Below are 26,293 nucleotides of genomic sequence, written 5' to 3' on the forward strand. Positions count from 1 at the left end.
CAAGCCGGCGGCGGACCGAACGGGCACACAATAATCTTGCCTGGACAACGGGTTATGAACGCCGGCGCCAACGCGGTGTCGGGTGAGGGAGGAAAGAATGAAAGGTTTCGCGCGGGCAGCGCTCGCTGCCGCATTGCTCATCGGCGCGTCTCCCCTGGCGGGACCCGCGGCGGCGCAGGGCACCGTCAAGTTCGGCGCCCTCTACCCCTTCTCCGGCGGCCTCGCCCTTCTCGGCGACGAGAGCTTCCGCGGCTTCGAGCTGGCGGTGGAGGAGCGTAACGCCGCCGGCGGCATCGACGGCAAGAAGATCGAGTTCATCAAGGGCGATGCGGTGGACCCGAACCAGGCGGTCGGCGAAGCCCGACGCCTGACCTCCGTGGACAAGGTCTCGGCCATCTTCGGCACCTATTCCTCCTCGCTCTCGCTGGCGGCGACACAGGTGACCGAGCTTGCGAACATTCCCTATTTCGAGCTCGGTGCCATTTCCGATCCCATCACCGAGCGCGGCTTCAAATACGTGTTCCGCACCAATGCCACGGCCCGCGACTTCGCCAACCGCATGGTGGATTCGGTGATCGAGGCCATCGCCCCGGCGCTCGGCGCCAAGCCCGGCGACCTCAAGATCGGCATCATCCACGAGGATTCCCTCTACGGGCAGACCGTCTCCGGCTTCCAGAAGGCCCGCGCCAAGGAAAAGGGCCTCAACGTGGTTGAGGTGCTGCCCTATTCCGCCAAGTCGGTGGATCTCACCCCGGTCATCCTGCGCCTGAAGTCGGCGGGCGCCGACGTGGTGCTGCAGACCTCCTACCAGAACGACACCGTGCTGTTCTTCCGCCAGATGAAGGACCAGGGCTACAAGCCCAAGGCGGTGATGGGCGCCGGCGGCGGCTATTCCACCCGCGACACCATGATGGCGGTGGGCGCGGAGAACATGGAAGGCGCCCTCGACGTGGACTTCACCCAGTACAACACGAACCCCAAGGCCGCCCCCGGCATCGAAGAATTCGTGAAGATGTACAAGGCGAAATACGGCATCGACCCGCGCTCCGGCCACTCGCTGGCGAACTACATGGGCGCCCGGGTGTTCTTCGACGCCATCGCGGCCGCCAAGAGCACGGATGCCGACAAGGTCCGCGCCGCCGTGATGAAGGTGGACATCCCGATCGGCCAGACCGCCACGGGCTGGGGCGCCAAGTTCTCCGAGCAGGGCCAGAACACCCGAGCCACCCCCTTCCTGATGCAGTGGCAGGGCGGCAACCTCGTCACCGTGTTCCCCGAGGCCGCCGCGGTGGCCAAGATGAAGGTCGGCATCGGCGCCAACTGAGCGGGAAAGGCTCGGCGCCTTTCTCAGGAACGCTCATGCCCCGGCTTGTCCGGGGCATCCACCCCGGCGCTCGTGCGGTGCATGAGGCCTGAAAACCGGCCCGGGCGCACGGTGGATCCCCCGGACAAGCCGGGGGATGACGAGCGGTCCTTGTCCTGCCCTTTCCGCGCCGTTTCCGCGCACGCGAGACAGAGAACGACAACCTGCCGGTTGCCAACCGAACGGCACGCCTCAAACCACCTGCGCACTGGAGCCAAGCGCGATGGACGTTCTTATTCAGCTGGTGCTCAACGGCATCCTGCTCGGCAGCATGTATGCCATCATCAGCGTCGGCCTCACCCTCATCTTCGGCATCGTCCGGGTGGTGAACTTCGCCCATGGCGAGTTCCTGATGGTGGGCATGTATGCGGCCTATCTCCTGGCCGCGAAGTTCGGCCTGCATCCCTATGCGTCCGCCATTCCGGTCGTGCTGCTGCTGTTCGCCCTCGGGGCCCTGGTCCAGCGCTTTCTCATCCAGCCGCTGCTTGGCGCCGAAGAGCACATTCAGATCTTCGCCACGGTGGGCCTGTCCACCGCGCTCGTGAACCTCGCGCTGCTGCTGTTCGGGGCCGACCTTTATTCGGTGCCCCCGTCCACGGTGCAGGGCTCCGTGATGGTCGCCGGCTACTCGCTGGTGAAGGGGCAGATCGTCATGTTCGTCTGCGCCCTCGCGCTGGTGGCCGGCCTGCACCTGTTCATGCAGTCCACCGCGCTCGGCCGCGCCATCCGCGCCACGGCGCAGAACCGCAACGCCGCGCTGCTGATGGGCGTGAAGGTGGACAAGATCTACGTCATCGCCTTCGGCATGGGCGCGGCCTGCGTGGGCCTTGCCAGCGCGCTGGTCATGCCGCTCTATCCGGTGACGCCCACCATCGGCACCTATTTCGTGCTCACCGCCTTCGTGGTGGTGGTTCTGGGCGGCATGCGCTCCATGTACGGCGCCTTCTTCGGTGCGATGATCATCGGCCTCGTGGACAGTCTTTCCGGCTACTACATCGCGCCCGACCTGAAAGAGGTCGTGTATTTCGCGCTCTTCCTCCTGATCCTCATCTTCAAGCCGACCGGCCTGTTCGGCCTTGGTCGCGGCACGGAGTGATCCGATGAGCCTTCACGACTCCTCGCTTGAGGATGCCCGGACCACCCCCGCCACCACGGGCCGGCTTTCCCTCCTCTCCCGCCTCACCGAGCCGCGGGTCTATTGCGCGCTGATCGCGCTCTCGCTGCTGGTGATCATCCCGGCGTGGTCCGGCTCCACCTTCATGGTGCATGTCTTCGTCACCATCTGCGTGTTCGGGGCGCTGGCCACCGCGTGGAACATCCTCGGCGGCTATGCCGGGCAGCTGTCCCTTGGCCACACCGTGTTCTACGGCATCGGCGGCTATACTGCGGCGTTGCTGCTGCAGCATTTCGGCCTGTCGCCGTGGATCGGCATGATCGTCGGCTCGGCGCTGGCGGCTGCGGTCGGCTTCGGCATCGGCTATCCCTGCTTTCGCCTGCGCGGACCGTTCTTCTCGCTGGCCACCATCGCCTTTCTGGAAGTGGTGCGCCTGCTCACCATCCACTTCAACGGCCTCACCGGCGGCTCGGCGGGCCTGGTGGTGCCGCTGCAGATCGGCTGGCCGTGGATGATCTTCCGCGACAAGATCAACTATCTCTACATCGCCTTCGGCCTGTTGCTGCTGTCGCTGGCGGTGTCCTATGCCATCCGCCACTCCCGCCTCGGCTACGCGCTCACCGCCGTGCGCGAGCGCGACAGCGCCGCCCAGGCGGCGGGCATCAACATCAACGGCGTCAAGCTCTGGGCCATGGCGATCTCGGCGGCGCTCACCGCAACGGTGGGCACCTTCCACGCCATGTACATGACCTTCCTGGAGCCCGCGACGCTGTTCTCTCTCGCCACCGCCATCGAGATCGCCATGTTTGCCCTGATCGGCGGCCTCGGGACGGTGGCTGGGCCGCTGTTGGGGACGGTTCTCGTGGTGCCGCTGGCGGAACTCGCCCGCGGCTGGCTCGGCGCCTCGGCCAACGGCCTGCACGGCTTCGTCTACGGCACCGTGCTGGTGGTCATCACGCTGACGCTGCCCGGCGGCCTCGTCGGCACGTTCGGTCCCTTCGTGGTGCGCCTCATCGACAGGCTGCCCGGCGGCGGGCGCAGGCGCGAGGAGGTGGTGGCCCCCGCCGTGAAGGCCATCACCGGCACCCCCGGTGAAGAGGTGCTGAAGGCGCAGAATCTGGTGAAGCGCTTCGGCGGCCTCACCGCCACCGACAACGTCTCCCTCACCCTGAAGCGGGGCGAGATCCTCGGCGTCATCGGCCCCAACGGCGCCGGCAAGACCACCGTCTTCGCCCAGTTGTCCGGCTTCCTCATCCCCAATGCCGGAACCGTCGAAATCCTCGGGCCGGACGGAAAGTGGCACCGGCCCAGCGCCCCCGACGCGTTCGCCCGGCTCGGCATCGGCCGCACCTTCCAGATCGTGCAGCCCTTCGGCAAGCTCTCCGTGCTGGAGAACATCATGATCGGCGCCTTCCTGCGCCACCGCTCCGTGGATGACGCCCGCGCCGTCGCCCTCAGGGTGGCAAGGCTCGTCGGCCTCGACGACGTCAAGGACGTGGAGGCGGGCACGCTGCCCATCGGCGGCCTGAAACGCCTCGAAGTGGCCCGCACGCTGGCCACCGAGCCCACCATCCTGCTGCTCGACGAGGTGATGGCGGGCCAGAGCCAGTCGGACACGAAGACGATGGTGGAGCTCATCCGCGCCATCCGCGCCACGGGCGTCACGGTGATCGCCATCGAGCACAACATGCAGGCCATCATGAGCCTGTCCGACCGGATCGTGGTGATCGATTCTGGCAAGGTGATCGCCGAAGGCGCGCCCGACACCGTGGTGCGCGAGCGCCGGGTGATCGAGGCCTATCTCGGAGAGGATTTCGTCCATGCTCAAGGTCTGTGACGTCACCGCCGGCTACGGCCGCACCGTCATCCTCCAGGACATCTCCCTCCGCGTGGGTCGCGGCGAGGTGGTCACCATCATCGGCTCCAACGGCGCCGGCAAGACCACGCTGCTGCGCGCCATCTCCGGCCTGGTGAAGCCCACCGCCGGCAGCATCGAGTTCGACGGTACGCGCATCGACCGCATGAGCCCGGACGAGATCGTCGGTTCCGGCCTCATCATGGTGCCGGAGGCGCGCCAGCTCTTCCCGGTGATGAGCGTGAAGGACAACGTGCTGATGGGCGGCTACCACCCCAAGGTCCGGGCGGGGCTGGCCGAGCGCTTCGAGGAGGTGCTCGACATCTTTCCCCGCGTACGCGAGCGCCTGACCCAGCTCGCCGGCTCCCTCTCCGGCGGCGAGCAGCAGATGGTGGCCATCGCCCGCGGACTGATGGCAAAGCCCAAGCTGCTCATGCTGGACGAGCCGTCCCTGGGCCTCGCCCCCATCATCGTGCAGCAGATGTTCGATGTCATCGACCGCATCTGCAAGAGCGGCACCACGGTGCTGCTGGTGGAGCAGAAGGCGTTCCACGCCCTGAAGATCGCCGACCGCGCCTATGTGATCGAGAACGGCCAGATCGCGCTCGAGAATACCGGCGCCGGCCTGCTCGCCGATCCCCACATCAAGACCGCCTATCTCGGCATCTGAACGATCCGGACCCGCCCCATGAACGACGTTTCGAACGCCCTCCCCCCCGGCCGCGAGATCTCGGGCCTGACCCGCGTCTTCGGCATTCTCGCGGATCCCATCCATCACGTGAAGACGCCGCAAATGCTCAACGCGCTGATGGCGCGCGAGGGGCGCGACGGGGTGATGGTTCCCTTCCAGGTCTCCTCCGAGGATCTCCCCACCCTGGTCGCCGGCCTGAAGCGCATGAAGAGCCTCGGCGGCTTCGTGGTGACCGTGCCGCACAAGACCGCCATCGTGGACCTGTGCGACGAAGTCTCCGACAGCGCCCGGCGCATCGGAGCGGTCAATACCGTGCGCCGCGAGGCGGACGGGCGCCTGGTGGGCGAGATGCTGGACGGCAAGGGCTTCGTCGGCGGCCTCGTCGCCGCCGGCATCGATCCGAAGGGCAGGAGCGCCTATCTCGCCGGCGCCGGTGGGGCGGCGAACGCCATCGCTTTCGCGCTGGTGGAGCGCGGCGTGTCCCGCCTCACGCTCGCCAACCGCACCCGGGCCAAGGCGGAGGACCTCGCCCAGCGCCTCGCGGAGGCCTACCCGGCAGCGGCGGTGGAGATCGGCACCAGCGATCCCTCCGGCCACGACATCGTGGTCAACGGCACCTCCCTCGGCCTGAAGGACGGGGACCCCCTGCCCCTCGACGCTTCCCGCCTGTCCCCCGGGCAGATCGTCGCCGAGGTGATCATGCAGCCGGAGGAGACCGCCATCCTCGCCGCGGCGAAGGCGGCGGGCTGCCGCACCCATCCCGGCAAGCCCATGCTCGCCTGCCAGCTCGACCTCATGGCCGACTTCCTCGGCATGCGAGCCCTCCCGGAGGCGGTCCGATGAGCGACGAGAAGACCGGAGCCCTCGCGGGCCGCTGCGCCCTCGTCACCGGCGGCGCCGCCGGCCTCGGCCTCGCGGTGGCGCGGGCGTTCCGGGCGGAAGGCGCATCCATCGTCCTGCTCGACCTCGATCCCGGCGCCGCGGCGCGTGCGCAGGAGCTGGGCGAAGCCATCGCGGTGAAGGGCTCGGTAACGAAGAAGGCCGACATCGTCGCCGCCTTCGACGCCGCCGAGGCCCGCTTCGGGCCGGTGGACATCTGCCTTGCCAATGCCGGCGTGTCGCAGAACGCGCCCACCCTCTCGGTGACCGAGGAGGAGTGGGAGCGCGTCATCTCCATCAACCTCACCGGCACCTTCCTGACGGCGCAGGAGGCCGGGCGGCGCATGATCGCCCAGGGCGGCGGCTCTCTCCTGCTCATGTCCTCCATGTACGGCATCGTCGCCGCGCCCGAGCGTATCGGCTACTGCGCCTCCAAGGCCGCGGTCTCCATGATGGCGAAGGCGCTGTCGAGCGAATGGGCGCGCGACAAGGTACGGGTGAACGCCATCGCGCCAGGCTATGTGCGCACCGCCCTCCTCGATGACCTCGCCGCCCGCGGGCGGGTGGACCTCGACCGCCTGAGGCAGCGCACCCCCATGGGCCGGCTGATCGAGGTGGACGAGGTGGCGCGCATGGCGGTCTTCCTCGCCTCCGACGCCGCGAGCGCGGTGACGGGGCAGGTTGTGGCGGTGGACGGCGGCTGGACGGCGTACGGATATCTGTGACGGGGCGTTGATTCGCCCGTCCCTGTCCCGCCTCCCATCGTTCGAGGGCAACCTCATGACCGCCGAACTCATCGCCCGCCTTGCCGCCATCCTCGGCCCCTCCGGCCTCGTCACCGACGCGGCCGACATGGCCGCCTACGCCATCGACTGGCGCCGCCTCTTTCCCGGCCGCCCGCTGTGCATCGCCCGCCCCGCCTCCACCGCCGAGGTGGTTGCGGTCGTGAAGGCCTGCCACGCGGCCGGCGCCGCCATCGTCCCGCAGGGCGGCAATACCGGCCTAGCCGGCGGCGCGGTGCCGGACGCCTCGGGCGCGCAGGTGGTGCTGTCGCTCCAGCGCATGAACAAGGTGCGCGACGTGGACCCGGTCGGGCTGACGATCGCAGCCGATGCCGGCTGCATCCTCAAGGTGGCGCAGGACGCCGCCGCCGACATGGGGCGCCTGCTGCCCATCAGCCTCGCGGCGGAAGGCTCCGCCACGGTGGGCGGCGTCGTCTCCACCAATGCCGGCGGCGTCAACGTGGTGCGCTACGGCATGGCCCGCGCGCTGGTGCTGGGACTGGAGGTGGTGCTGGCCGACGGCACGGTGGTCGACCTCAACCGCCGCCTGCGCAAGGACAATGCGGGCTACGACCTCAAGCAGCTGTTCATCGGCACCGAAGGCACGCTCGGCATCGTCACCGGCGCGGTGCTGCGCCTCGTGCCGCGTCCGAGGCACACGGTGACGGCCCTGCTTTCCGTGCCGAGCCCCAAGGCCGCGCTCGACCTGCTGGCGCTGGCGCAGGACGAACTGGGCGACACCCTCTCCGCCTTCGAGCTGATGAGCGGCTATTCCTTCGACCTGCTGCGGCGACACCTCGACCTCACCCCGCCCATCGCCGCGGGCGACTGGTTCGTGCTGTTGGAGGCCGGCGCCAGCCTGTCGGGCCTGCGCGAGGCGGCGGAGACGGCGCTGGCGGCGGCGCTGGAGAACGGCACGGCGCTGGACGGCGTCGTCGCCGAGACCGGGGCCCAGGCCGCCCAGCTCTGGGCCCTGCGCGAGCACATCACCGACGGCGAGGCGCGGGAGGGCAAGAGCATGAAGCACGACGTCTCCGTGCCCATCGCCGACGTGCCCGCCTTCCTCGCCGCCGCCGACATCGCCATCGCGCAGGGGGCGCCGGGGGCGAAGGTGAATGCCTTCGGCCATCTCGGCGACGGCAATATCCACTACAACGTCATCCTCGGCGCGGGCCATGACGGGGCGGCCATCAACGCCCTCGTGCACGATGTGGTGGCGCGCTTTTCCGGCTCCATCTCGGCCGAGCACGGCATCGGCCAGTATCGCGTGGACGAGCTGGTGCGCCGGCGCGCGCCCGGCGAGATCGCCCTCGCCCTCGCGCTCAAGCACGCGCTCGATCCCGACAATCGCCTCAACCCGGGAAAGGTCCTGCCCGCGCCCGGCTGAGGCCGCGACGCAGGGGCCGGATGCTTTGCAGGAACAAGACCATGGACAGTTTCGACTACATCGTCGTGGGTGGCGGAACCGCCGGCTCGATCCTCGCCGCCCGGCTCAGCGAGGATCCGCGCCGCACGGTGCTGCTGCTGGAGGCGGGCGGCACGGACAGGGGCTTCTGGGTGCCCATTCCCGCCGGCTTCTCCAAGCTGCTCTCCGGCGGCGCCTTCAACTGGCGGTTCAACACCGAGCCGGAAGAAAGCACCTATCAGCGGCCCATCGTGGTGCCGCGGGGCAAGGGGCTCGGCGGCTCCACCCTCATCAACGGCATGATCTTCGTGCGCGGCCAGTCCCAGGATTACGACGGCTGGGCCCAGATGGGCGCCACCGGGTGGGGGTGGGACGACGTATTGCCCTATTTCAGGAAGCTGGAGACCTTCGAGGCCGCCGACGCCGACACCTCGGTGCGCGGCACCTCCGGTCCCATCAACATCGTCCGCGTCGGCGAGCGCCCGGCATTGTCGAAGGCGTTCCTGGATGCGGCGGAGCAGGCGGGCTACGCCCGCAACCCCGACTATAACGGGAAGGATCAGGAAGGCTTCGGCTATTATCAGGTGAACCAGAAGAACGGGCGCCGCTGGACCGTCGTCGACGGCTATCTGCGCCCGGCCTTGTCGCGCCCCAACCTCAAGGTGGTGACGCACGCCCAGGCCCTGTGCCTCGCGCTCGACGGCCGGCGCGTGACCGGCATCACCTACCGCAAGGGGGGGCAGGACATCCTGGCGACGGCCAGGGGCGAGGTGTTGCTGGCCGCCGGCGCGGTGCAGTCGCCGCAGCTTCTGGAGCTGTCGGGTATCGGCCATCCGCAGACGCTGAAGTCCGCCGGCATTCCCCTCGTCCACGCTTTGCCGGGGGTGGGGAACAATTACCGCGACCACTTCGCCACCCGCATGAACTGGCGGGTGAAGGAGCCCGTCACCCTCAACGAGCAGACGCGCGGCCTCGCCCTCGCCAAGGCCGTGGCGCAGTATTTCCTCACACGCACGGGGATTCTCACGCTGGGCACCGGGCTCGCCCATGGCTTCGTGAAGACGCGGCCGGAGCTGGCGGGTCCGGACGTGCAATATTTCTTCATGCACGCGAGCTATGCCAACGCTGCCGACCGGGCGCTGGACCATCTGCCGGGCATGACCATCGGCGTCGCCCAGCTCCGGCCGCAGTCCATCGGCTCGATCCATGTGAAGTCGGCCGACCCGTTCGAGCCCCCGGCCATCCGCCCCAATTTCCTCGCCGTGCCGGAGGACCGGGATTGTCTGGTGGAGGGCATGAAGATCGCCCGCCGCATCGTGGACCAGAAGGCCATGGACCCCTACCGGGCGTTCGAGATGAATCCCGGCCCGCAGACGCAGAGCGACGCCGACTGGCTCGAATTCGCCCGCCGCACCGGGCAGACCATCTACCACCCCGTGGGCACCTGCAGCATGGGCACCGGGCCACAGGCGGTGGTGGATCCGAAGCTGCGCGTGGTCGGGCTCGACGGCATCCGGGTCGTGGACGCCTCGGTGATGCCCACCATCGTCTCTGCCAACACGGCGGCGGCGGTGATGATGATCGCCGAAAAGGCGGCCGACCTGATCAAGGCGGAGGCCCGCTGAGGGAGCCGGAGTCATCCACAGGAAAGGGCTGGCGCCGGGTGGGCATCGTCCCTACATTGGGGATGCGGGGCTGCGGGGCACGTTAGGAGACAATTCCCCGGGGCCTTATCGATCCTTAAGGGAGCTGTCCCTGACCTTGCCTCCGGGCTTGGACATATGGCGCCCACCTACGCTGTAGGTTTCCCGGGATCGACCTCCGACGACTTCTGTGGCTCCGCACGTCGTCACACATTCTATGCCCTTCCATGGACATTGCCGCCGAAAAGAAACGCCTGCGCGCTTTGGCGCTGGGCCGCCGTGCCGGCATGGGCGCTGGCGTGCGCGAAGCGGCCTCCCGCGTCGCCGCCGGCCATGCCCTCGCCGCGCTGGGACCCGTGGCCGGGCGCACCGTGGCGGCATTCGCCCCCTTCCGCGACGAGATCGACACCGCTCCCCTGACCACCGCCCTGCGCCGGGCCGGAGCCCGCCTTGCCCTGCCGGTGATCGTCGGCCGCGGGCACCCCCTCATCTTCCGCCTCTGGGACGCGGCCGCGTCCCTCACCCCTGCCGGCGCCTACGGCATCCCGGAACCGGGGCCGGAGGCGCCCGAGGTGATCCCGGACGTGGTGCTGGTACCGCTCGCAGCCTTCGACCGGCGCGGCTACCGCATCGGCTACGGCGCCGGCTTCTACGACCGCACCCTGCATCTTTTGCGGCAAAATAATACCATACTTACCCTTGGCTTCGCCTTCGCGTGCCAGGAAGTGGAGGCGGTGCCCGTCGAGAGCCATGACGAGGCGGTGGACATGATGATAACGGAAAGCGCGGCGCTCGCCTGCGCGCGACCGCGCGGGGGGCGCTCCGGTCAGACTGAGTCCCACTGACCGGGTCCACTCCGCCGGGGCATGCCCCGTTTTGCAGCTCGAACGGATGTCCGGATGCGTATCCTCTTTCTCGGCGACGTCGTCGGCCGCCCCGGCCGGGAGTGCGTCACCTCCCTCCTCCCCGGCCTCGTCGCCCGCTGGTCCCTCGATTTGGTGGTGGTCAACGGGGAGAATGCCGCCGGCGGGTTCGGCATCACCGAAGCCATCTATGAGGATCTGCTCGCCGCTGGCGCGGACGCGATTACCCTCGGCAACCACGCCTTCGACCAGCGCGAGGCCCTCGTCTTCATCGAGCGCGCCCCGGCTTTGGTGCGGCCCATGAACTATCCGCCCGGAACGCCGGGGCGCGGCGCCGCCATCGTCGAGGCGAAGAACGGCGCCCGCGTGCTGGTGCTCAACGTGATGGGCCGCGTGTTCATGGACCCGCTGGACGACCCCTTCGCCTCCCTGGACCGGGCGCTGGACGGGGCCGCGCTCGGCCATGTGGTGGATGCGGTGGTGGTGGACGTGCACGCCGAGACCACCAGCGAGAAGCAGGCCATCGGCCACTATTGCGACGGCCGCGCCACCCTCGTGGTGGGGACCCACACCCATGTGCCGACCGCCGACTATCGCATCCTCGCCGGTGGCACCGCCTACATGACCGATGCCGGCATGTGCGGCGCCTATGACGGGGTCATCGGCATGGACAAGGAGGAGCCCCTGCGCCGCTTCACCCGCAAGCTCGCCTCCGCCCGCTTCGAGCCGGCGGCGGGGCCGGCGACGCTTTCGGGCGTCGCGGTGGAAACCGACGACCGCACCGGCCTCGCCCGGCGGGTCGCCGCCGTGCGCCTCGGTGCCGGGCTGGAAGAGGCGCGACCGGCCTTCTGGGAGTGACCCTGGGGAATTGGCGCGCCTGCGAACGCCATGCTGCACCCGCTTTCTTGCTCTTTTCCCCGGCTCGGACCTATAAGGCCGGCTCCAGTCAACAGGATCGGTCCGGGCGGCGCTGCATCAGCGGGGCGCGGGGTCGAAGCTCAAAGGGAATGGTGGCGGCCATGGCCGGGCATTCGCAATTCAAGAACATCATGCACCGCAAGGGCCGGCAGGACGCGATGCGCTCCAAGCTGTTCTCCAAGCTGGCGCGCGAGATCACCGTCTCGGCCAAGATGGGCCTGCCCGATCCCAACATGAACGCGCGCCTGCGCGCCGCCATCCTCGCGGCCCGCGCCGAAAACATGCCCAAGGACAATATCGAACGCGCCATCAAGAAGGCGGCCGGCGCCGACGGTGAGAATTACGACGAGATCCGCTACGAGGGCTACGGCCCCGGCGGTGTCGCCGTGATCGTCGAAGCCCTGACCGACAACCGCAACCGCACGGCTTCCGAGGTGCGCTCCTACTTCACCAAGTCCGGCGGCAACCTCGCCGAGACCGGCGCGGTATCGTTCATGTTCGACCGGGTGGGTGCCATCGAGTACGGGCCGGAGAAGGCGGACGCCGATACCATGATGGAAGCCGCCATCGAGGCCGGCGCCGACGACGTGACCTCCTCCGAGCATGGGCACGAGGTGGTGTGCGCGGCCGAAAATCTCGCCGAGGTGCAGCACGTGCTGGAGGCGAAGTTCGGCGAGCCGAAGAAGGCGGCGCTGGTCTGGCGGCCGCAGAACACCATCGCTGTGGACGATGAAACCGGCGAGAAGCTGCTGCGCCTCGTGGAGAGCCTCGAGGACAATGACGACGTGCAGAGCGTCACCGCCAATTTCGAGCTGTCCGACGCGCTCCTCGCCAAGATGAGCGCCTGAGCCCGGGCGAGCCTATGTCGGTACCCGGACGCCGGGCATAAAAAAGGAGGCGAGCCGGGCCGCCTCCTCGCAGTCTCACGTCCGGTCGCGCACCTTCCGGGGCGATCAGGCGGCGAGCTGGTTCGCCATGGACTTCAGCTCCTCGATCGCCGCATCGATCTCGCTGCGCTGGCGTTCGAGCTGGGCGAGCTGCGACAGGCAGCGGTCGCGGGTGAGCGAAAGGCTCCCCTCCTCGCCGTCATGGGCCGCCACGAGCAGCCGAATCTCGGCGAGGGTGAAGCCGAGATGCTTGCCCTTGAGGATCACCGCGAGGCGGCGGCGGTCGGATTCCGAATAGAGCCGGGTCATGCCGTCGCGGCGCGGCGAGAGCAGGCCCTTGTCCTCATAGAACCGCAGCGCGCGCAGCGTGATGGCGAACTCGCGCGAGAGGTCGCCGATGGTAAAGACGGGCGCCCCGTCGCGTACCGGCTCGGACGCGACATGGACCGGCCGCGCGATGGCGGAGCCGAAGCCCTGGTCGAACTGCGGCTTCCCGAACGTCGGATTTTCGAACGTCTTGGCGTCCATGTGCCGTTTTCCCCTCGCAGTCCGCGGCCCGGAGGGCACACGGCAAACGGTGTGTGGTCGATGAGAGCGGCGCTGCCCGAGTCATGCCCGGCGGGCCGCAATGACCCCATGCCTAAGCCGTTCCCGCCTTCGCCGCGAGGTTCAGGGGGCTACCGTTGGGGAAAGTAACAGTTACGAGGCATCTGGAATCAGCACTTTAACGCGACGTTTACCAAGTTCGGAAACTCTCTGTTCAGTGAATCAGCTGAGTGCGGGCATGGTAATGGGACACCAAACCCATCCACGCCACGGGGAGGCCGGAATGGAGCGGATGGTGCGCACGGCCCAGACAGGTGCGGCGACGCGTGTGACCCCGATGCGGCCGCGGGGCATTCGGTCCATGGACGACCACACCGTGCCCGACGTGCCGGTTTGGGATGTGATGGACGTTCCGGCGTCGACGATCGAGGCGCTGCGGAGCGAGGTGGAGGCCTTGCGCGCCCGCCTTGCCCAGACCGCGCCGCGGCGGGCGATCGTGGAGATGGATCGCGCCATCTGCCTGCTGAACAGGCGGGTAGAGGACATTCGCGAAGCCGGCGCGGCAGGCCGCGACGGCCGCGAGGAACTCCTGCTGCGCGAGCTGGGCGAGCTGAAGGCCGGGGTCGCCGCCCTCGCCCGCCCGGAACGGGTGCGGGCCCTGGAATCCGGCCTCGACGCCCTCTCCCGCAAGATCGACCTGATGGGCGCCAAGGCGGTGGACCCGGTGGAAGTGGCTCGCCTGCACGGTCAGCTGGCGGAGCTGAAGGACCTCGTGGGACGCGCCGTGAGCGCCGCCGCAGTGCCCGGCGGACTGAGCAAGCTGGCGGAGCGGCTCGCCACCTGCGCCGAGGACATCGCCCGCGCCGGCGAGGACACCGCCCGCCGCCTGGCCGAGGCCACCAGCCGATTCGAGCGCAACGCCGTCGCCCTGCTGGAGCGGGTGGAGAACCTCCAGGCCCGGGCGCGGATCGGCGACGCGGCGGCCGCCGAAGACCTCAAGCTGTCCCTTCTCGCCGTTCTGGAGACCGTCCACCGGCGCCTCGACCAGGTCTCGGACCAGGTGAGCCGGCAGGTGGTCGCCCTCTCGCCCGCCATCGGCGCGGAGCTGACCCAGCGGCTCGATCTGCTACTGCAGCGAATCAGCGCCGCCGAGGAAGCCGGCAAGCTCGCCATCGCGCCGCTGGCGGACGTGGTGGAGCGCCATCTTCTCGCGCTGACCGAGCAATTCCGCGACGCCCATGCCCGGCTCGGCCGGCTCGATACCATCGAGATCTCGATCCAGCGCATGGCCGAGGAGATGCGTCAGGTGCGCGAGACGACGCACAGCGCCACCAGCGAGGCGGTCCGCGCCGTCACGGCGAAGGTCTCGACCGATCCGGATGGCGTCGCGGTGGTCGGGCTGAAGCGCGGCCTCGCCGCGCTCGAGGCCCGGCAGGACGAGATCGAGCGGCGGGCCAGCGAGATTCTCGTGAACGACCTCGAGCTGGAGCTCAACGACATCGCCGTCGCCCTGGATCGCGACGCCAACGGCGCCTATGCCCCGCGCGCCGCCGGAAAACAGCCGCACGCCGCCGCGCCCGAGATGCACGAGCCGGAACCCGAGCCCGTGGCGGCGGCCCCGACCCATCCTGCGCCGGCCTCGCCGGAGGCCCCACCGGCTTCGACCGAGACGCCGTGGCCGGGCGAGGCGCCGCGGGTCGGTGAGATGCCCTGGCCGCGCGCCGGGCGCCGGGCCCCCTGGGAGCAGGCCGAGCACGCGGATGGAGCAGACCCCCGCCCGCGCATGGGCGAGCGCAAGATTCCCAAGCGGCAGGAACTCAAGAAGCCGGAAGCCCGGCGGCATGATTCCAAGCGGGAGCACCGCATCCTGCGGGGCGACTTCTTCCGCCGCCACCGGCACGTGGCCATGGTGGCGCTGATCGCCGGCGCCACCACCGTCTTCGCCGGCACTGCGGTGGGCCTTGCCTGGCGCAACGGCCCGGAGCTGATTTCCGGCGTGACCTCGGCCGTGCGCCGCCTCGCCGCCCCGGCGGTCACCGGCGTCTCGGGCACCGACCTTCCCGCCCCCATGGGCACCCCCGCTTTGCAGAGCGCGGCGCGGGCCGGCGATCCGGCGGCCGCTTTCGTGGTGGCGGGCCGCTTCGCCGATGACGGCGAGCTCGACAGCGCCGTCAAATGGCTCGCCTTCGCCATGGCGCAGGGCTCGGCGCCGGCGGCCCATCGTCTCGGCGTGCTCTACGAGGCGGGCGGGCGCGACATCGGCGAGGCCCGGCGCTTCTATGAATGGGCGGCGCAGCAGGGCAACGTCCGCGCCATGCACGCCTTGGCCATGCTCTTGTCCGACGGCCGCACCGCCGGCGCAGGCGGCAAGCCCGACTGGGAAGGGGCAGTGCGCTGGTTCCGTGCCGCCGCCGAGCTCGGCCATCGCGACAGCCAGTACAATCTGGGCGTGGTCTACGCCCGCGGCCTCGGGGTGAGCGCCGATCTGGGCGAAGCCTGGAAGTGGCTCAACCTCGCCGCCGCCCAGGGCGACGACGACAGCGCCAAGAAGCGCGACATCATCGCCCGCGACACCGACGCCGCAACCCTCGCCCGCGCCCAGCAGGCATCCGCGGTGTTCGTGCCGGTCACGCCGAACCCGTCGGCGAACATGGTGGACCTGCGCCCGGAATGGACCGACGGCGCCGACACCCAGGGGATGGCCGGCAGCACGGCGCCGGCGACGGACAAGGGGCTGCTGCTGGCGAGCAACCAGCCCGCCGCCCCGCTGTCCGCCGCCCCGCAAGCCCGGCCCCCGGCGGCGAGCCCGCAGGCAGCAGGAGCCCAGATGGCAGGAGCGCAGATGGCGAGCACGAAGCCGGCGAGCCGCCCCTCATCGACCAAATGACGCGGTTTCCGGCCCGGCGCGGCGGCGCTCCGGCTTAGGCGCGCCGGCCGCAGGACGGCATCGGCGCGGCACGGGCACGCGCCGCCCCTTCCGTCGCGGCGCCGGCTGACGCACCCTGCCATGATGGATTCCAACACGATTCGCATCCTCGGGCTCGATCCCGGCCTCCGGCGCACCGGCTGGGGCGTCATCGACGTCACGGGCTCGCGCCTCGCCTTCGTGGCCTGCGGCACCATCCTGCCGCCGGAGGACGCGCCCATGGGCCAACGCCTCGCGGCGCTCCACCGCGAGCTCGCAGCGGTGCTCGCCCACTTCACGCCCCAGGAGGCGGCGGTGGAGGAGACCTTCGTGAACATGAACCCCTCGTCCACCCTCAAGCTCGGGCAGGCCCGCGGGGTGGTGATGCTGGCCCCGGCTCAGATGGGGCTTTCCGTCGCCGAATATGCGCCGCTGCTGGTGAAGAAGAGCGTCGTGGGCGCGGGACGGGCGGAAAAGGCGCAGGTGCGCATGATGATCTCCATCCTCCTGCCGAAGGCGACGCCGCAGACCGAGGATGCCGCCGACGCGCTCGCCGTGGCCGTCACCCACGCCCATCATCGCGGCGCCGCTGCGCGCGCCCACGCCGCGCTGTAGGATCACTGCGTTTCACACCGCAGGGGGCGGGCATGATCGTCGGGCATCTGGCACTTGTGGTGGCGGCGCTCTTCACCGGGGCCGCTGTCTATATCAACGTGGCCGAGCAGCCGGCGCGGCTGGCGCTGGCAGACGCGGCGGCCCTGCGGCAATGGAAGCCGGCCTACAAGCGCGGCTTCGCCATGCAGGCCTCCCTCGCCTTGGCCGGCGCCGTGCTGGGAGCGGTGGCGTTCGCCCGCGAGGGCGACTGGCACTGGCTGGCGGGCGGGGTGCTCATGCTCGCCAACTGGCCCTATACCCTCATCGGCATCATGCCCACCAACCGACGCCTGCTGGCGACCGGCGAAACCGCGGCCGGGCCGGAGACGCGCCAGCTGATCGAGAACTGGGGCCAGCTGCACATGGTGCGCACCGGCCTCGGCGCGCTCGCCACGCTGGTCTTCCTTTGGGCCGCCGTCACCTGAAAGGCGTGAGATGATCGGAAAGCTGAAGGGCGTGGTGGACACGCTGGAGGAGGACCACGTGATCCTCGACGTCCATGGCGTCGGCTATCTCGTGCACTGCTCCGGCCGCACCCTCTCGGCCCTGCCGCGGGCGGGGGAGGCGGCAAGCCTGTTCATCGAGACGCACGTGCGCGAGGACCAGATCCGCCTGTTCGGCTTCACCTCGGTGGCGGAGCGCGACTGGTTCCGCCTGTTGCAGGGGGTGCAGGGCATCGGCACCAAGACGGCGCTCGCCGTGCTCTCAACCCTGAGCGCGTCGGAGCTCACCCAGGCCATCGCCCTCGGCGACAAGGCGACCGTGGCCCGGGCGCCGGGCGTCGGCCCGCGCGTGGCGACGCGCATCATCACCGAGCTGAAGGACAAGATGCCGGGCTTCTCCGCCGCCGAGCCTTTGGCCGCGCAGCTCGGCGTCGTGGCGTCGGTGAAGGGCGGCGCGGCGGCGGACGCGGTGTCGGCGCTGGTCAATCTCGGCTACGCCATCCCCCAGGCCAATGCCGCCGTGGCCTCCGCCCTGCGCACGGGGGGCGAGGAGGCGCCGGCGGAGACGCTGATCCGGCTGGGGCTGAAGGAGCTGGCGAAGTAGGCCCCGCGCCGGCCTCACGGCATCCGCGACGCGATCTTCAGCACCTCCCCATCCACCGCGAAGCTGCCGTAGCCGCGGTGATGGATGGTGCGAGGCGCCTTCTGCGCCGGGTCGCACCACGCCTTCACCACCTCCAGCACGAACAGGTTGAAGCGGTTGACGAGGCGCGTCTCGATGACCCGGCATTCGAGGTTGGCGAAGCATTCCGCCACCAGCGGCGCCTTGACCTTCGCCGCCGGCCGGGGGGTGAGGCCGATGGTGGAAAACTTGTCCACGTCACGGCCGGAGCAGTTGCCCACCTGGACCACCTTCTCCGCCAGCTCCACGGCGGGGATGGCGATGACGCATTCCTTGGTGGCGCGCAGGGCCGCAAAACTGTGGTCGGCGCCGGAGACGATGCAGGCGATGAGGGGGGGCGTGAACTCCACCATCATGTGCCACGACAGGGTCATCACGTTGGCCCGGCCGGCGCGCGCGGTGGTGAGCAGCACCACCGGCCCCGGCTCGATCAGCTGGTAGACCTCGGCGAGCGGCAGGTCCTTCATGGAACGCCTCCGTTCGATCTGCGCGACGCCGACACGCACCCGACATGGCCGACATGGCCGAGTGTCGGGTCCGGGTCGTCGCGGTGTGTCGGGGGATGTCGGGCGAACGTCGTGTCCATCCGCCCCTCCCGGCGCCTGTTCCCCTTCCGTACCGGACCGGCGCGCACTAAAGTCGCGCGAGTCGCAAGTCGCCGATCAAACGTATCCGATCACCAGCCCGAAGGGGAGCAAGGCGCTCCATGAATACCCGCCTGCTCTCGGGCGAGAAGCGCGGCGAGGATGCCGCCGACACCACGCTCCGGCCCCAGCTCCTGCAGGAGTTCGTGGGCCAGGCGCAGGCGCGCGCCAATCTCGAGGTGTTCATCAAGGCGGCGCGGGCGCGCGGCGAGGCGCTGGACCACGTGCTCTTCGTCGGCCCGCCCGGCCTCGGCAAGACCACGCTGGCGCAGATCATGGCGCGGGAGATGGGGGTGGGCTTCCGCTCCACCTCCGGGCCGGTGATCGCCAAGGCGGGGGACCTGGCCGCCATCCTCACCAACCTGGAAGAGCGGGACGTGCTCTTCATCGACGAGATCCACCGCCTGTCCCCGGCGGTGGAAGAGATCCTCTATCCCGCCATGGAGGATTACGAGCTCGACCTCGTCATCGGCGAGGGGCCGGCGGCGCGCTCGGTGAAGATCTCGCTCCCGAAATTCACCCTGGTGGGCGCCACCACGCGCTCGGGCCTGCTGACCACGCCTTTGCGCGACCGCTTCGGCATTCCGGTGCGGCTCCAGTTCTACACGGTGGAGGAGCTGGAGAAGATCGTGGTGCGCGGGGCGCGGGTGCTGGGCATCGCCATTGCCCCGGACGGGGCCACCGAGATCGCCCGCCGGGCACGGGGCACGCCGCGCATCGCCGGGCGGCTGCTGCGGCGGGTGCGCGACTTCGCCCTGGTGGCCGAGGCCGAGCGCATCGACCGCAAGGTCGCCGACCGTGCGCTCCTCGCCCTGGAGGTGGACGCGGCCGGCCTCGATGCCATGGACCGGCGCTATCTCACCGTCATCGCCGAGTTCTATGCCGGCGGGCCGGTGGGGGTGGACACCCTGGCCGCCGCCTTGTCCGAGCCGCGCGACGCCATCGAGGAGATCGTCGAGCCGTTCCTGGTGCAGCAGGGCTTCATCCAGCGCACCCCGCGCGGACGCCTGCTCACCGCCTCCGCCTTCCGCCATCTCGGCCTGCCGGAGCCGGTGAACGCGCGGCCCCTGCCGTTGTTCGACGCGGGCGGCGCCGCGGACGAGTAATTCGTCGACGCCGCCCCGCCCCCCATGTAAGTCACGTTCACATGAGCTGGACCCGAAACGGCGAGACGCGCTCCTACCATCACGGCAACCTGCGGGAAGCCCTGATGCGGGCGACGCTCGACCTGATCCTCGAGAAGGGCGTCGCCGGCGTCACCTTCGCCGAGGCGGCGCGCCGGGCCGGCGTGAGCGCGGCGGCGCCCTATCGTCATTTCCGCGACCGGGATGAATTGCTGGCGGCGGTGGCCACCATGGGCTTCGACCGCCTGACCGCGGCGCTGACCACCGCCTGGCAGAACGGCAAGCCCTCCGCCTCGGCCGCCTATGAGCGGGTCGGGCGTGCCTATCTCGACTTCGCCCGGCGCAATCCGGCGGAATACGTGGCCATGTTCGAGGCCGGCCTGCCCCCGGAGGGGCATGAGGATCTGCAGCAGGCCAGCAACCGCGCCTTCGGCGCCCTGCGCGAGGCGGCGGAAGTTCTGGTCTCTCACATTGCCGGCCCATCCCGCCCGCCGGCCTTGATGGTGGCGCTCCACACCTGGTCGCTGGCGCATGGGGTCGCCTCCCTGTTCGGCCGCGCCGACGGGGCGCGGCGCAAGCTGCCCATGGGGCCGGACGAACTTCTGGAGGCCGCATTCCTGGTTTATCTGAAGGGCCTGGGCGCGCCCTCGGGCAGCTGAACGCAGGCCGCCATTGACAAGGGGCGGGATCTGCCCCATCTATGTAAATGTATTTAACATTAACCGGGACGGCAGCCATGGAGCTCGCTTACAAGCTCGACAGTTACGGCAAACCGGCCTGGATCGCGCTGACGGTCCTCGGCTTCATGGCCTGGTGGCCGCTCGGTCTGGCGATTCTGGCCTTCGCAATCGGGAGTGGACGGATGGGATGCGGTGCCAAGCGCGGCTTCAGCCGCTGGCAGGAGCAGGGGGCGGAAGCCATGCGCAACGGCTTCGGCTGCCGCACCCGGCCCATGCCGTCCAGCGGTAACCACGCCTTCGACGAGTACCGGCAGGACACGCTGCACCGGCTCGAGGAAGAGCAGAAGGAGTTCAAGGACTTCGTGGAGCGCCTGCGCCAGGCCAAGGACAAGGCCGAGTTCGACCAGTTCATGGCCGAGCGCCGCCGCCCCGCCCCGCCGCAGCCGGACCCCTCCAGCGGCAACTGACGCCGGCGGGAGGCCCTTCGCCACGCGCCGGGGCCGGCCCCACCGGGAGATTCGCCGCGACACGTTCGACCGCGCCCTTTGTTCACAAGGGGCGCGGTCTCGTTTATGAGGGCGCCATGATCGAGCGCCTGACCCCCTCCCCGTCCGATCCGCACCTCACCCTCGCCGGCCGCCTGGTCCCGGGCGGGCACGCGCTGAACGTGCGGGTCTATTACGAGGACACCGACTTCTCCGGCATCGTCTACCATGCCAACTACCTGCGCTTCATGGAGCGCGGCCGCTCCGACTACATGCGGCTTTTGGGCGTGGTGCAGGGCGAACTGTTCGCCCAGGCGGCCGAGGAGGCCCCCGGCTTCCACTTCGTCGTGCGCTCCATGCAGATCGACTTCCGCAAGCCCGCCCGCATCGACGACGTGCTGGAGATCGTCACCCTCTCCAAGGAGGTGGCGGGCGCCTCCATCACCCTGCTGCAGCAGGTCAAGCGCGACGGCGAGGTGCTGGTCTCCGCGATCGTCCGCGTCGCCTTCGTGTCCGAGGGCCGCGCCAAGCGCATTCCCGACGCCCTGCGCCAGGCCACCGCCGAGGATGCGCGCGAGACCGAATCCCTCGCCGACGCGAAAAGGTGAGGCGCCTTTCGCCCCGCCGCGGGCGGACGCTAACCGCTCATTAAGCCTGTTCGTGCACAGCTTCTCGGCGAGCTGCGGCGTGTTGCGTCGCAGCGCGGATCGGCATGCCCGTCAAAGTTTGGACAGGATCGCTGGCTCAAAGAGCCCGCGAAACGCCGGACGGGCTCCGGTTGCGGAGATGGACCGACGCGGGGCGTGGTATCGCACATGAAACACTTCATCACGGCCATGGCTCTGCTTCTGGCTCTGATATCGTCCCCCCTCCTGACGCCGCTCGCGGCGCCGGCCATGGCGCAGAGCGTGGCGCCGCTGACTCCCGCGCCGACGGCGCCGGTGACAGCGGCCCCGGCCACCCCGCCGCCGGCCGGGCAGCCCTCCGCCGCCCCCGCCGCCGGGCCCCGGCCCCCGCGGACTTCTCCTTCCTGTCCCTGTTCCTCCAGGCCCACTTCGTGGTGAAGCTGGTGATGCTGGGGCTGATGGCGGCCTCCATCTGGGTGTGGGCCATCATCATCGACAAATGGATGCTGTTCTCCCGCAACAAGCGGGAGATGGACCGGTTCGAGCAGGTGTTCTGGTCCGGCCAGAGCCTGGAAGACCTCTACCGCACCCTCGCCGGCCGCTCGAATCACGGCATGGCCGGCATCTTCGTCGCCGCCATGCGCGAGTGGAAGCGCACCTATGAGGGTGGCGCGCGCTCCCTGGCCGGCCTCAACCAGCGGCTCGACAAGGTGATGAACGTCACCATCGCCCGCGAGGTGGAGCGCCTCGAATCGCGCCTGCTGGTGCTGGCGACGGTGGGCTCGGCCGGGCCGTTCATCGGCCTGTTCGGCACGGTCTGGGGCATCATGACCTCGTTCCAGTCCATCGCCGCCTCGAAGAACACCTCCCTCGCCGTGGTGGCGCCGGGCATCGCCGAAGCCCTGCTCGCGACCGCGATGGGCCTCATTGCCGCCATCCCGGCGACGATTTTCTACAACAAGTTCATTTCCCAGGCGGGGCGCCAGGCCCAGAGGCTCGAAGGGTTCGCGGACGAGTTCTCCGCCATCCTCTCGCGCCAGATCGACGAGCAGAAGGGCTGAAGCATGGGCATGGCGGCAGGGGGAGCGGGAGGTTGGCAGAGCCGGCGCTCGCGCCGCAAGTCGGCGCCGGTGATGGCCGAGATCAACGTGACGCCCATGGTGGACGTCATGCTGGTGCTGCTCATCATCTTCATGGTGGCGGCGCCGCTGCTGACGGTCGGCGTGCCGGTGGACCTGCCGCAGACCCAGGCGAGCGCGGTCAACCAGGACAACAAGGAACCCGTGGTCCTCACCGTGAACGACAAGGGGCGCATCTTCCTGTCGAGCAACCCCACCGAGATCCGGTTCGAAGAGCTGGTCCCGAAGTTGCTTGCCATCACCCAGGCGCGCGGCGGGGCCGATGAGCGGATCTTCGTGCGCGGCGACAAGCAGGCCAATTACGGGCAGGTGATGAAGATCATGGGCCGGTTGTCCGGCGCGGGCTTCAAGCACGTGGCCCTCGTCACCGAAGTCGAGCAGGGAGGCTGACCTCGAAGATGCGCGCGGGGCTTGCGGCATCCACCATCGCCCATGCGGCGGTCATCGTCTTTGCCCTGGTGTCCTTCACCGGGGCGAAGCCGTTCGAGTCCATGCCCGAGACCGTACCGGTGGACGTGGTGTCCATGACCGACCTCACCAAGATGATGAAGGGCACGCGGAACGCGCCGAAGGCCGAGACCCCCAAGCAGGTGGCCGAGAAGGTGGCCCCGCCCAGCCCCGTCGACGATCCCAAGCTCAAGGTGAGCGAGAAGCCGCCGGTGGAGGCGACCGCGCCCCCGCCGCCGCCGCCGCCCCCGCCGCCGAAGGTCGACCAGCCGCAGCCCGCCCCGCCCAAGGCCGAGCAGGCCCCGCCCAAGGAACAGGCGGACGTGGCGCTGAAGCCCGAGCCGCAGAAGCAGGAGCAGCCGAAGGAGGAGGCGAAGAGCGAGCCCGCCGCCGCCCCCCTGCCGCCGCGCAAGCCCGCTCCCCCGCGTGAGCCGGCCAAGCCGGTGGAGGCGCAGAACCAGCCCCAGCGCGATGCCAGCGACAGGATCAGCGAGCTGCTCGACAAGCAGACGCCGACGCGCCGCGTGGCGAGCGCGGATGCGCCGTCCAGCACCCAGTCCCTCGGCACCCGCACCGGCGGCGCGGCGACGCTGAGCGTGAACTACCAGCAGGCGCTGCACGACAAGATCTTCGGCAACTGGTATCCGGCCCAGATCCCGTTCGACCAGTGGGTGCAGGTGGTGGTCCGCTTCACCCTGCGCCCGGACGGCAGCCTCGCCGGAACGCCGCGCGTGATCGAATCCAGCCCGGCCGGGTCCCCCTACGTTCAAGCCTACGGCGAGTCCGCCATCCGGGCCGTCATGGCGTCCGCCCCCTTTTCCTTCCTGCCGCAGTCGCAGTACGAGGCGTGGAAGGAAATCGAAATCGGCTTCACCCCGGATGAGGCGCGAAAGCTGATGAGCCGCAGATAGGTCCCGGCCACTGCTCCCGACGCCGCCGAATGCAACCCTCGAGAGGACGAATGACCCCGCCCGCGAAGCCCCTCAGCATTGACCGCAGGCGTTTCCTGACCACGGGAGCGGCCTGCCTCGCCGGGCTCGCCACGCCGGCGCAGGCCGCCCTGCGCCTCGATCTGAGCGGTGGGGCGCCGCAGCCCATCCCCATCGCCATCACCGACCTCCTCGGCGAGGTGGAGCAGGGCCGCGCCATGTCCGGCGTCATCAGCGCCGACCTGAAGCGCTCCGGCCTGTTCGCGCCCATCGATCCCAAGGCGTTCGTGGAGCAGATCACCAATCCCGACACGCCCCGCTTCCAGGACTGGCGCGTCATCAACGCCCAGGCGCTGCTCACCGGCCGGGTCACCCGCCAGTCGGACGGGCGGTTCCAGGTGGTGTTCCGCCTGTGGGACGTGGTGGCCGGCCAGCAACTCGCCGCCCAGCAGTTCGTGGCCCAGCCGGACAACTGGCGCCGCATCTCCCACATCATCGCCGACGCCATCTACGAGAAGCTCACCGGCGAAAAGGGCTATTTCGACACCCGCATCGTGTTCGTCGACGAGAGCGGGCAGAAGGAACGCCGCAACAAGCGCCTCGCCATCATGGACCAGGACGGCGCCAACGTGAGCTACCTCACCCGCGGCGATTCGCTGGTGCTGACCCCGCGCTTCTCGCCGACGAGCCAGGAAATCACCTACATGTCCTACGGGACCGCCGACCCCAAGGTGTTCCTGCTCAACATCGAGACCGGCCAGCGCGAGATCGTCGGCAACTTCCCCGGCATGAGCTTCTCGCCGCGCTTCGCCCCGGACGGGCAGCGGGTGATCATGAGCCTGCAGCAGGGCGGCAATTCCAACATCTTCGTCATGGACCTGCGCTCGCGCGCCACCACCCGCCTCACCGACACGGCGGCCATCGACACCGCCCCGTGCTATTCGCCGGACGGCCGGCAGATCTGCTTCGAGAGCGACCGCGGCGGCTCCTCGCAGATCTACATCATGGGCGCCGACGGCTCCGGCGCGAAGCGCGTGTCCTTCAACAACGCGCGCTATTCCACCCCGGTGTGGTCGCCCAAGGGCGACTGGATCGCCTTCACCCGCCAGTCGGAGGGCCGGTTCGCCATCGGCGTGATGCGTCCCGACGGCTCCGGCGAGCGCATCCTCACCGAGGGCTATCACAACGAGGGGCCGACCTTCGCCCCCAACGGCCGCGTCATCATGTTCTTCCGCGATCCGGGCGGCGCCGCCGGCCCGCAGCTCTACACGGTGGACATCACCGGCTACAACGAGCAGCGCGTGCCGACCCCGAGCTACGCCTCCGACCCCGCCTGGTCGCCCCTGCGCTCGTGAATCCAGCCCCCCCGCGCCGGGCCCAGCCCGGTGCCGGGAGGTCCCGCCGCTCCGCCTGTTGCGCAACGGCAACAGCCTTCGCCCCTTTCACCGGCTCCCGCCCCTGCCCCGAGCCCTGCACGTCCTCGCCATGATGACGCCACGAGGCGGCATCACTGAAGGTCGCGTCGGACGGGAACGCAATCGCCCATCCGCCAGCCCTCTCCGAAAGGTCGCGTCGGTCCCCCCGGGTCCGGGAGCGCGGTGGCGTGCGCGCCTTTGGGGGAACCCGATAACGGCTCGGAAACCATGGCACGCGGGAAAGCCCGCCCAAGCCCGGTTTCAGGGCCTCGATGGCGGCCCCGGGCCGTGCACGGAACGTTCGCTTAACCGGACGGCTGGTAGACGAAAGCCTCCGGTCCAGCGTTTGAGAAGGGAGATACCGGAATGCGTTTCCTAAGGCTTGCTCGCGGCTTCCGGTTCGCGGCTCTTTTCGGCTTCGCGCTGGCGCTCGCCGCCTGCTCCAATACGCCGAACCCGAACGGCGCCGGCCTCGGCGGCGCGGGTGGCCCTCCCGGTTCGCCGCAGGAGTTCGTGGTGGCCGTCGGCGACCGCGTCTTCTTCGAGAGCGACCAGACCGACCTCACCTCCCAGGCCCGCGCGACCCTCGACCGCCAGGCCCAGTGGCTCCAGCAGTACAACCGCTACACCTTCACCATCGAAGGCCATGCGGACGAGCGCGGCACCCGCGAGTACAACATCGCCCTCGGTGCCCGCCGGGCCCAGTCCGTGCGCGACTATCTCGCCGCCCGCGGCGTCGATCCGGCGCGCATGCGCACCATCTCCTACGGCAAGGAACGTCCCGTTGCGGTCTGCAACGACATCTCCTGCTGGTCGCAGAACCGGCGCGCCGTCACCGTGCTGAACGCCGGCGGCGCCTGATCGCGACCGCGCACACACCGAACGAGAGGGCCGGTGCCGCCTGCGGCCACCGGCCCTCTCGTTTTCGCCAGGCCGGTGTGACACGGTGGGTAAACCGTTGCGGAGTCACACTTTGGACGCGATCGCCGCCCTATGCTGACGGCGCTGCGGGAACCGCGTTCCCACCCTCATTTTCGAGCCACATGCCTCCGCTCATGATGATCCGACTGCCACTGCTGGGAGCCCTCGCCCTTCTCCTTGGTGCCGTCGGCCCGGCGGCCGCCCAGACCGATGGCGGGCTCTTCGGCAACATCTTCAAGCCTCCGGCCGCCGC

The 26,293-nt window shown here is 69.6% G+C and carries 26 protein-coding genes and 1 other RNA gene; 25 read left to right on the forward strand and 2 right to left on the reverse strand.

Annotation, left to right across the window (positions count from 1 at the left end; all coding sequences use genetic code 11):
• Positions 1 to 97 precede the first annotated feature (97 nt).
• The 12 genes from EZH22_RS02880 (at position 98) to EZH22_RS02935 (ending at position 12,361) form a co-directional block, all read left to right on the forward strand.
• The gene (locus tag EZH22_RS02880) at positions 98 to 1,324 is read left to right on the forward strand and encodes an ABC transporter substrate-binding protein (RefSeq protein WP_203194285.1); all 1,227 of its coding nucleotides are present in this window, start codon (positions 98 to 100) and stop codon (positions 1,322 to 1,324) included.
• Between the two features lie 262 nt (positions 1,325 to 1,586).
• A complete protein-coding gene (locus EZH22_RS02885; protein WP_203194286.1) occupies positions 1,587 to 2,459 on the forward strand; it encodes a branched-chain amino acid ABC transporter permease in 873 nt (290 codons plus the stop codon).
• A gap of 4 nt (positions 2,460 to 2,463) precedes the next feature.
• The gene (locus tag EZH22_RS02890; protein ID WP_203194287.1) at positions 2,464 to 4,314 is read left to right on the forward strand and encodes a branched-chain amino acid ABC transporter ATP-binding protein/permease; all 1,851 of its coding nucleotides are present in this window, start codon (positions 2,464 to 2,466) and stop codon (positions 4,312 to 4,314) included.
• Positions 4,298 to 5,002 (forward strand): ABC transporter ATP-binding protein, encoded by a 705-nt coding sequence (locus EZH22_RS02895; RefSeq protein ID WP_203194288.1) that lies wholly within the window; start codon positions 4,298 to 4,300, stop codon positions 5,000 to 5,002. Before EZH22_RS02890 ends, EZH22_RS02895 begins: the two co-directional genes overlap by 17 nt.
• 18 nt (positions 5,003 to 5,020) lie before the next feature.
• The gene (locus EZH22_RS02900) at positions 5,021 to 5,866 is read left to right on the forward strand and encodes a shikimate dehydrogenase family protein (protein WP_203194289.1); all 846 of its coding nucleotides are present in this window, start codon (positions 5,021 to 5,023) and stop codon (positions 5,864 to 5,866) included.
• Complete coding sequence (locus EZH22_RS02905; protein WP_203194290.1) at positions 5,863 to 6,627, forward strand: SDR family NAD(P)-dependent oxidoreductase; 765 nt, start codon at positions 5,863 to 5,865, stop codon at positions 6,625 to 6,627. The genes EZH22_RS02900 and EZH22_RS02905 overlap by 4 nt, the downstream gene beginning before the upstream one ends.
• A gap of 55 nt (positions 6,628 to 6,682) precedes the next feature.
• Entirely contained in the window at positions 6,683 to 8,071 is a 1,389-nt protein-coding gene (locus EZH22_RS02910) for an FAD-binding oxidoreductase (protein ID WP_203194291.1), read from the forward strand.
• Between the two features lie 41 nt (positions 8,072 to 8,112).
• Entirely contained in the window at positions 8,113 to 9,714 is a 1,602-nt protein-coding gene (locus EZH22_RS02915; RefSeq protein WP_203194292.1) for a GMC family oxidoreductase, read from the forward strand.
• Between the two features lie 64 nt (positions 9,715 to 9,778).
• Positions 9,779 to 9,933, forward strand: a non-coding RNA gene (gene ssrS, locus EZH22_RS02920) — 6S RNA.
• Positions 9,934 to 9,959: 26 nt separating this feature from the next.
• A complete protein-coding gene (locus tag EZH22_RS02925) occupies positions 9,960 to 10,577 on the forward strand; it encodes a 5-formyltetrahydrofolate cyclo-ligase (RefSeq protein ID WP_203194293.1) in 618 nt (205 codons plus the stop codon).
• Positions 10,578 to 10,631: 54 nt separating this feature from the next.
• The gene (locus EZH22_RS02930; protein ID WP_203194294.1) at positions 10,632 to 11,453 is read left to right on the forward strand and encodes a TIGR00282 family metallophosphoesterase; all 822 of its coding nucleotides are present in this window, start codon (positions 10,632 to 10,634) and stop codon (positions 11,451 to 11,453) included.
• Positions 11,454 to 11,614: 161 nt separating this feature from the next.
• Positions 11,615 to 12,361: a YebC/PmpR family DNA-binding transcriptional regulator gene (locus EZH22_RS02935; RefSeq protein ID WP_203194295.1), complete on the forward strand. Its 747-nt coding sequence runs from the start codon at positions 11,615 to 11,617 to the stop codon at positions 12,359 to 12,361.
• Between the two features lie 105 nt (positions 12,362 to 12,466).
• Here the strand turns inward: EZH22_RS02935 and EZH22_RS02940 are convergent, their stop codons facing one another.
• Entirely contained in the window at positions 12,467 to 12,928 is a 462-nt protein-coding gene (locus tag EZH22_RS02940; RefSeq protein ID WP_203194296.1) for a MerR family transcriptional regulator, read from the reverse strand.
• 379 nt (positions 12,929 to 13,307) lie between these two features.
• Between EZH22_RS02940 and EZH22_RS32330 the strand changes: the two genes are divergently transcribed.
• The 4 genes from EZH22_RS32330 (at position 13,308) to ruvA (ending at position 17,552) form a co-directional block, all read left to right on the forward strand.
• Positions 13,308 to 15,833 carry a tetratricopeptide repeat protein gene (locus EZH22_RS32330; protein WP_203194297.1) on the forward strand — a complete coding sequence of 842 codons (2,526 nt, stop codon included), beginning with the start codon at positions 13,308 to 13,310 and terminating at the stop codon, positions 15,831 to 15,833.
• 123 nt (positions 15,834 to 15,956) lie between these two features.
• Positions 15,957 to 16,466 carry a crossover junction endodeoxyribonuclease RuvC gene (gene ruvC / locus EZH22_RS02950; protein WP_203196354.1) on the forward strand — a complete coding sequence of 170 codons (510 nt, stop codon included), beginning with the start codon at positions 15,957 to 15,959 and terminating at the stop codon, positions 16,464 to 16,466.
• A gap of 32 nt (positions 16,467 to 16,498) precedes the next feature.
• A complete protein-coding gene (locus EZH22_RS02955) occupies positions 16,499 to 16,930 on the forward strand; it encodes a DUF1772 domain-containing protein (protein ID WP_408647661.1) in 432 nt (143 codons plus the stop codon).
• A 10-nt stretch (positions 16,931 to 16,940) separates the two neighbouring features.
• Positions 16,941 to 17,552, forward strand: a complete 612-nt coding sequence (gene ruvA, locus EZH22_RS02960; RefSeq protein ID WP_203194298.1) for a Holliday junction branch migration protein RuvA — start codon at positions 16,941 to 16,943, stop codon at positions 17,550 to 17,552.
• Between the two features lie 14 nt (positions 17,553 to 17,566).
• Here the strand turns inward: ruvA and EZH22_RS02965 are convergent, their stop codons facing one another.
• Complete coding sequence (locus tag EZH22_RS02965) at positions 17,567 to 18,097, reverse strand: flavin reductase family protein (protein WP_203194299.1); 531 nt, start codon at positions 18,095 to 18,097, stop codon at positions 17,567 to 17,569.
• A gap of 239 nt (positions 18,098 to 18,336) precedes the next feature.
• Between EZH22_RS02965 and ruvB the strand changes: the two genes are divergently transcribed.
• From ruvB to pal, 9 genes are all read left to right on the forward strand, one after another.
• Positions 18,337 to 19,380, forward strand: a complete 1,044-nt coding sequence (ruvB, locus tag EZH22_RS02970) for a Holliday junction branch migration DNA helicase RuvB (protein WP_203194300.1) — start codon at positions 18,337 to 18,339, stop codon at positions 19,378 to 19,380.
• 41 nt (positions 19,381 to 19,421) lie between these two features.
• Entirely contained in the window at positions 19,422 to 20,057 is a 636-nt protein-coding gene (locus tag EZH22_RS02975; RefSeq protein WP_203194301.1) for a TetR/AcrR family transcriptional regulator, read from the forward strand.
• A gap of 77 nt (positions 20,058 to 20,134) precedes the next feature.
• On the forward strand, positions 20,135 to 20,545 hold the full coding sequence (locus tag EZH22_RS02980; RefSeq protein ID WP_203194302.1) for a DUF2852 domain-containing protein: 411 nt from the start codon (positions 20,135 to 20,137) through the stop codon (positions 20,543 to 20,545).
• Between the two features lie 116 nt (positions 20,546 to 20,661).
• Positions 20,662 to 21,171, forward strand: a complete 510-nt coding sequence (gene ybgC / locus EZH22_RS02985) for a tol-pal system-associated acyl-CoA thioesterase (RefSeq protein WP_203194303.1) — start codon at positions 20,662 to 20,664, stop codon at positions 21,169 to 21,171.
• 449 nt (positions 21,172 to 21,620) lie between these two features.
• Positions 21,621 to 22,250 carry a protein TolQ gene (tolQ, locus tag EZH22_RS02990; protein ID WP_408647662.1) on the forward strand — a complete coding sequence of 210 codons (630 nt, stop codon included), beginning with the start codon at positions 21,621 to 21,623 and terminating at the stop codon, positions 22,248 to 22,250.
• 3 nt (positions 22,251 to 22,253) lie between these two features.
• Positions 22,254 to 22,718, forward strand: coding sequence for a protein TolR (gene tolR, locus EZH22_RS02995; RefSeq protein ID WP_203194304.1), 465 nt, complete (start codon positions 22,254 to 22,256; stop codon positions 22,716 to 22,718).
• A gap of 8 nt (positions 22,719 to 22,726) precedes the next feature.
• The gene (locus EZH22_RS03000) at positions 22,727 to 23,686 is read left to right on the forward strand and encodes a TonB C-terminal domain-containing protein (protein ID WP_203194305.1); all 960 of its coding nucleotides are present in this window, start codon (positions 22,727 to 22,729) and stop codon (positions 23,684 to 23,686) included.
• 50 nt (positions 23,687 to 23,736) lie between these two features.
• The gene (tolB, locus tag EZH22_RS03005) at positions 23,737 to 25,059 is read left to right on the forward strand and encodes a Tol-Pal system beta propeller repeat protein TolB (protein WP_203194306.1); all 1,323 of its coding nucleotides are present in this window, start codon (positions 23,737 to 23,739) and stop codon (positions 25,057 to 25,059) included.
• 426 nt (positions 25,060 to 25,485) lie between these two features.
• Positions 25,486 to 25,980, forward strand: a complete 495-nt coding sequence (gene pal, locus EZH22_RS03010; protein ID WP_203194307.1) for a peptidoglycan-associated lipoprotein Pal — start codon at positions 25,486 to 25,488, stop codon at positions 25,978 to 25,980.
• Positions 25,981 to 26,293: the final 313 nt, after the last annotated feature.

This window comes from Xanthobacter dioxanivorans (assembly GCF_016807805.1).
In the GTDB taxonomy this organism is placed as follows: Bacteria; Pseudomonadota; Alphaproteobacteria; order Rhizobiales; family Xanthobacteraceae; genus Xanthobacter; species Xanthobacter dioxanivorans.

Coding starts and splice junctions, on each gene's coding strand:
- EZH22_RS02955 (WP_408647661.1), top strand. CDS start 16,499: ATGATCGTCGGGCATCTGGCACTTGTGGTGGCGGCGCTCTTCACCGGG.
- EZH22_RS02925 (WP_203194293.1), top strand. CDS start 9,960: ATGGACATTGCCGCCGAAAAGAAACGCCTGCGCGCTTTGGCGCTGGGC.
- EZH22_RS02975 (WP_203194301.1), top strand. CDS start 19,422: ATGAGCTGGACCCGAAACGGCGAGACGCGCTCCTACCATCACGGCAAC.
- EZH22_RS02930 (WP_203194294.1), top strand. CDS start 10,632: ATGCGTATCCTCTTTCTCGGCGACGTCGTCGGCCGCCCCGGCCGGGAG.
- EZH22_RS32330 (WP_203194297.1), top strand. CDS start 13,308: ATGGACGACCACACCGTGCCCGACGTGCCGGTTTGGGATGTGATGGAC.
- pal (WP_203194307.1), top strand. CDS start 25,486: ATGCGTTTCCTAAGGCTTGCTCGCGGCTTCCGGTTCGCGGCTCTTTTC.
- ybgC (WP_203194303.1), top strand. CDS start 20,662: ATGATCGAGCGCCTGACCCCCTCCCCGTCCGATCCGCACCTCACCCTC.
- EZH22_RS02915 (WP_203194292.1), top strand. CDS start 8,113: ATGGACAGTTTCGACTACATCGTCGTGGGTGGCGGAACCGCCGGCTCG.
- EZH22_RS02890 (WP_203194287.1), top strand. CDS start 2,464: ATGAGCCTTCACGACTCCTCGCTTGAGGATGCCCGGACCACCCCCGCC.
- EZH22_RS02940 (WP_203194296.1), bottom strand. CDS start 12,928: ATGGACGCCAAGACGTTCGAAAATCCGACGTTCGGGAAGCCGCAGTTC.
- EZH22_RS02895 (WP_203194288.1), top strand. CDS start 4,298: ATGCTCAAGGTCTGTGACGTCACCGCCGGCTACGGCCGCACCGTCATC.
- EZH22_RS02880 (WP_203194285.1), top strand. CDS start 98: ATGAAAGGTTTCGCGCGGGCAGCGCTCGCTGCCGCATTGCTCATCGGC.
- EZH22_RS02900 (WP_203194289.1), top strand. CDS start 5,021: ATGAACGACGTTTCGAACGCCCTCCCCCCCGGCCGCGAGATCTCGGGC.
- EZH22_RS02885 (WP_203194286.1), top strand. CDS start 1,587: ATGGACGTTCTTATTCAGCTGGTGCTCAACGGCATCCTGCTCGGCAGC.
- EZH22_RS02905 (WP_203194290.1), top strand. CDS start 5,863: ATGAGCGACGAGAAGACCGGAGCCCTCGCGGGCCGCTGCGCCCTCGTC.
- EZH22_RS02910 (WP_203194291.1), top strand. CDS start 6,683: ATGACCGCCGAACTCATCGCCCGCCTTGCCGCCATCCTCGGCCCCTCC.
- ruvB (WP_203194300.1), top strand. CDS start 18,337: ATGAATACCCGCCTGCTCTCGGGCGAGAAGCGCGGCGAGGATGCCGCC.
- EZH22_RS02980 (WP_203194302.1), top strand. CDS start 20,135: ATGGAGCTCGCTTACAAGCTCGACAGTTACGGCAAACCGGCCTGGATC.
- tolR (WP_203194304.1), top strand. CDS start 22,254: ATGGGCATGGCGGCAGGGGGAGCGGGAGGTTGGCAGAGCCGGCGCTCG.
- ruvA (WP_203194298.1), top strand. CDS start 16,941: ATGATCGGAAAGCTGAAGGGCGTGGTGGACACGCTGGAGGAGGACCAC.
- tolB (WP_203194306.1), top strand. CDS start 23,737: ATGACCCCGCCCGCGAAGCCCCTCAGCATTGACCGCAGGCGTTTCCTG.
- EZH22_RS02935 (WP_203194295.1), top strand. CDS start 11,615: ATGGCCGGGCATTCGCAATTCAAGAACATCATGCACCGCAAGGGCCGG.
- EZH22_RS03000 (WP_203194305.1), top strand. CDS start 22,727: ATGCGCGCGGGGCTTGCGGCATCCACCATCGCCCATGCGGCGGTCATC.
- ruvC (WP_203196354.1), top strand. CDS start 15,957: ATGGATTCCAACACGATTCGCATCCTCGGGCTCGATCCCGGCCTCCGG.
- EZH22_RS02965 (WP_203194299.1), bottom strand. CDS start 18,097: ATGAAGGACCTGCCGCTCGCCGAGGTCTACCAGCTGATCGAGCCGGGG.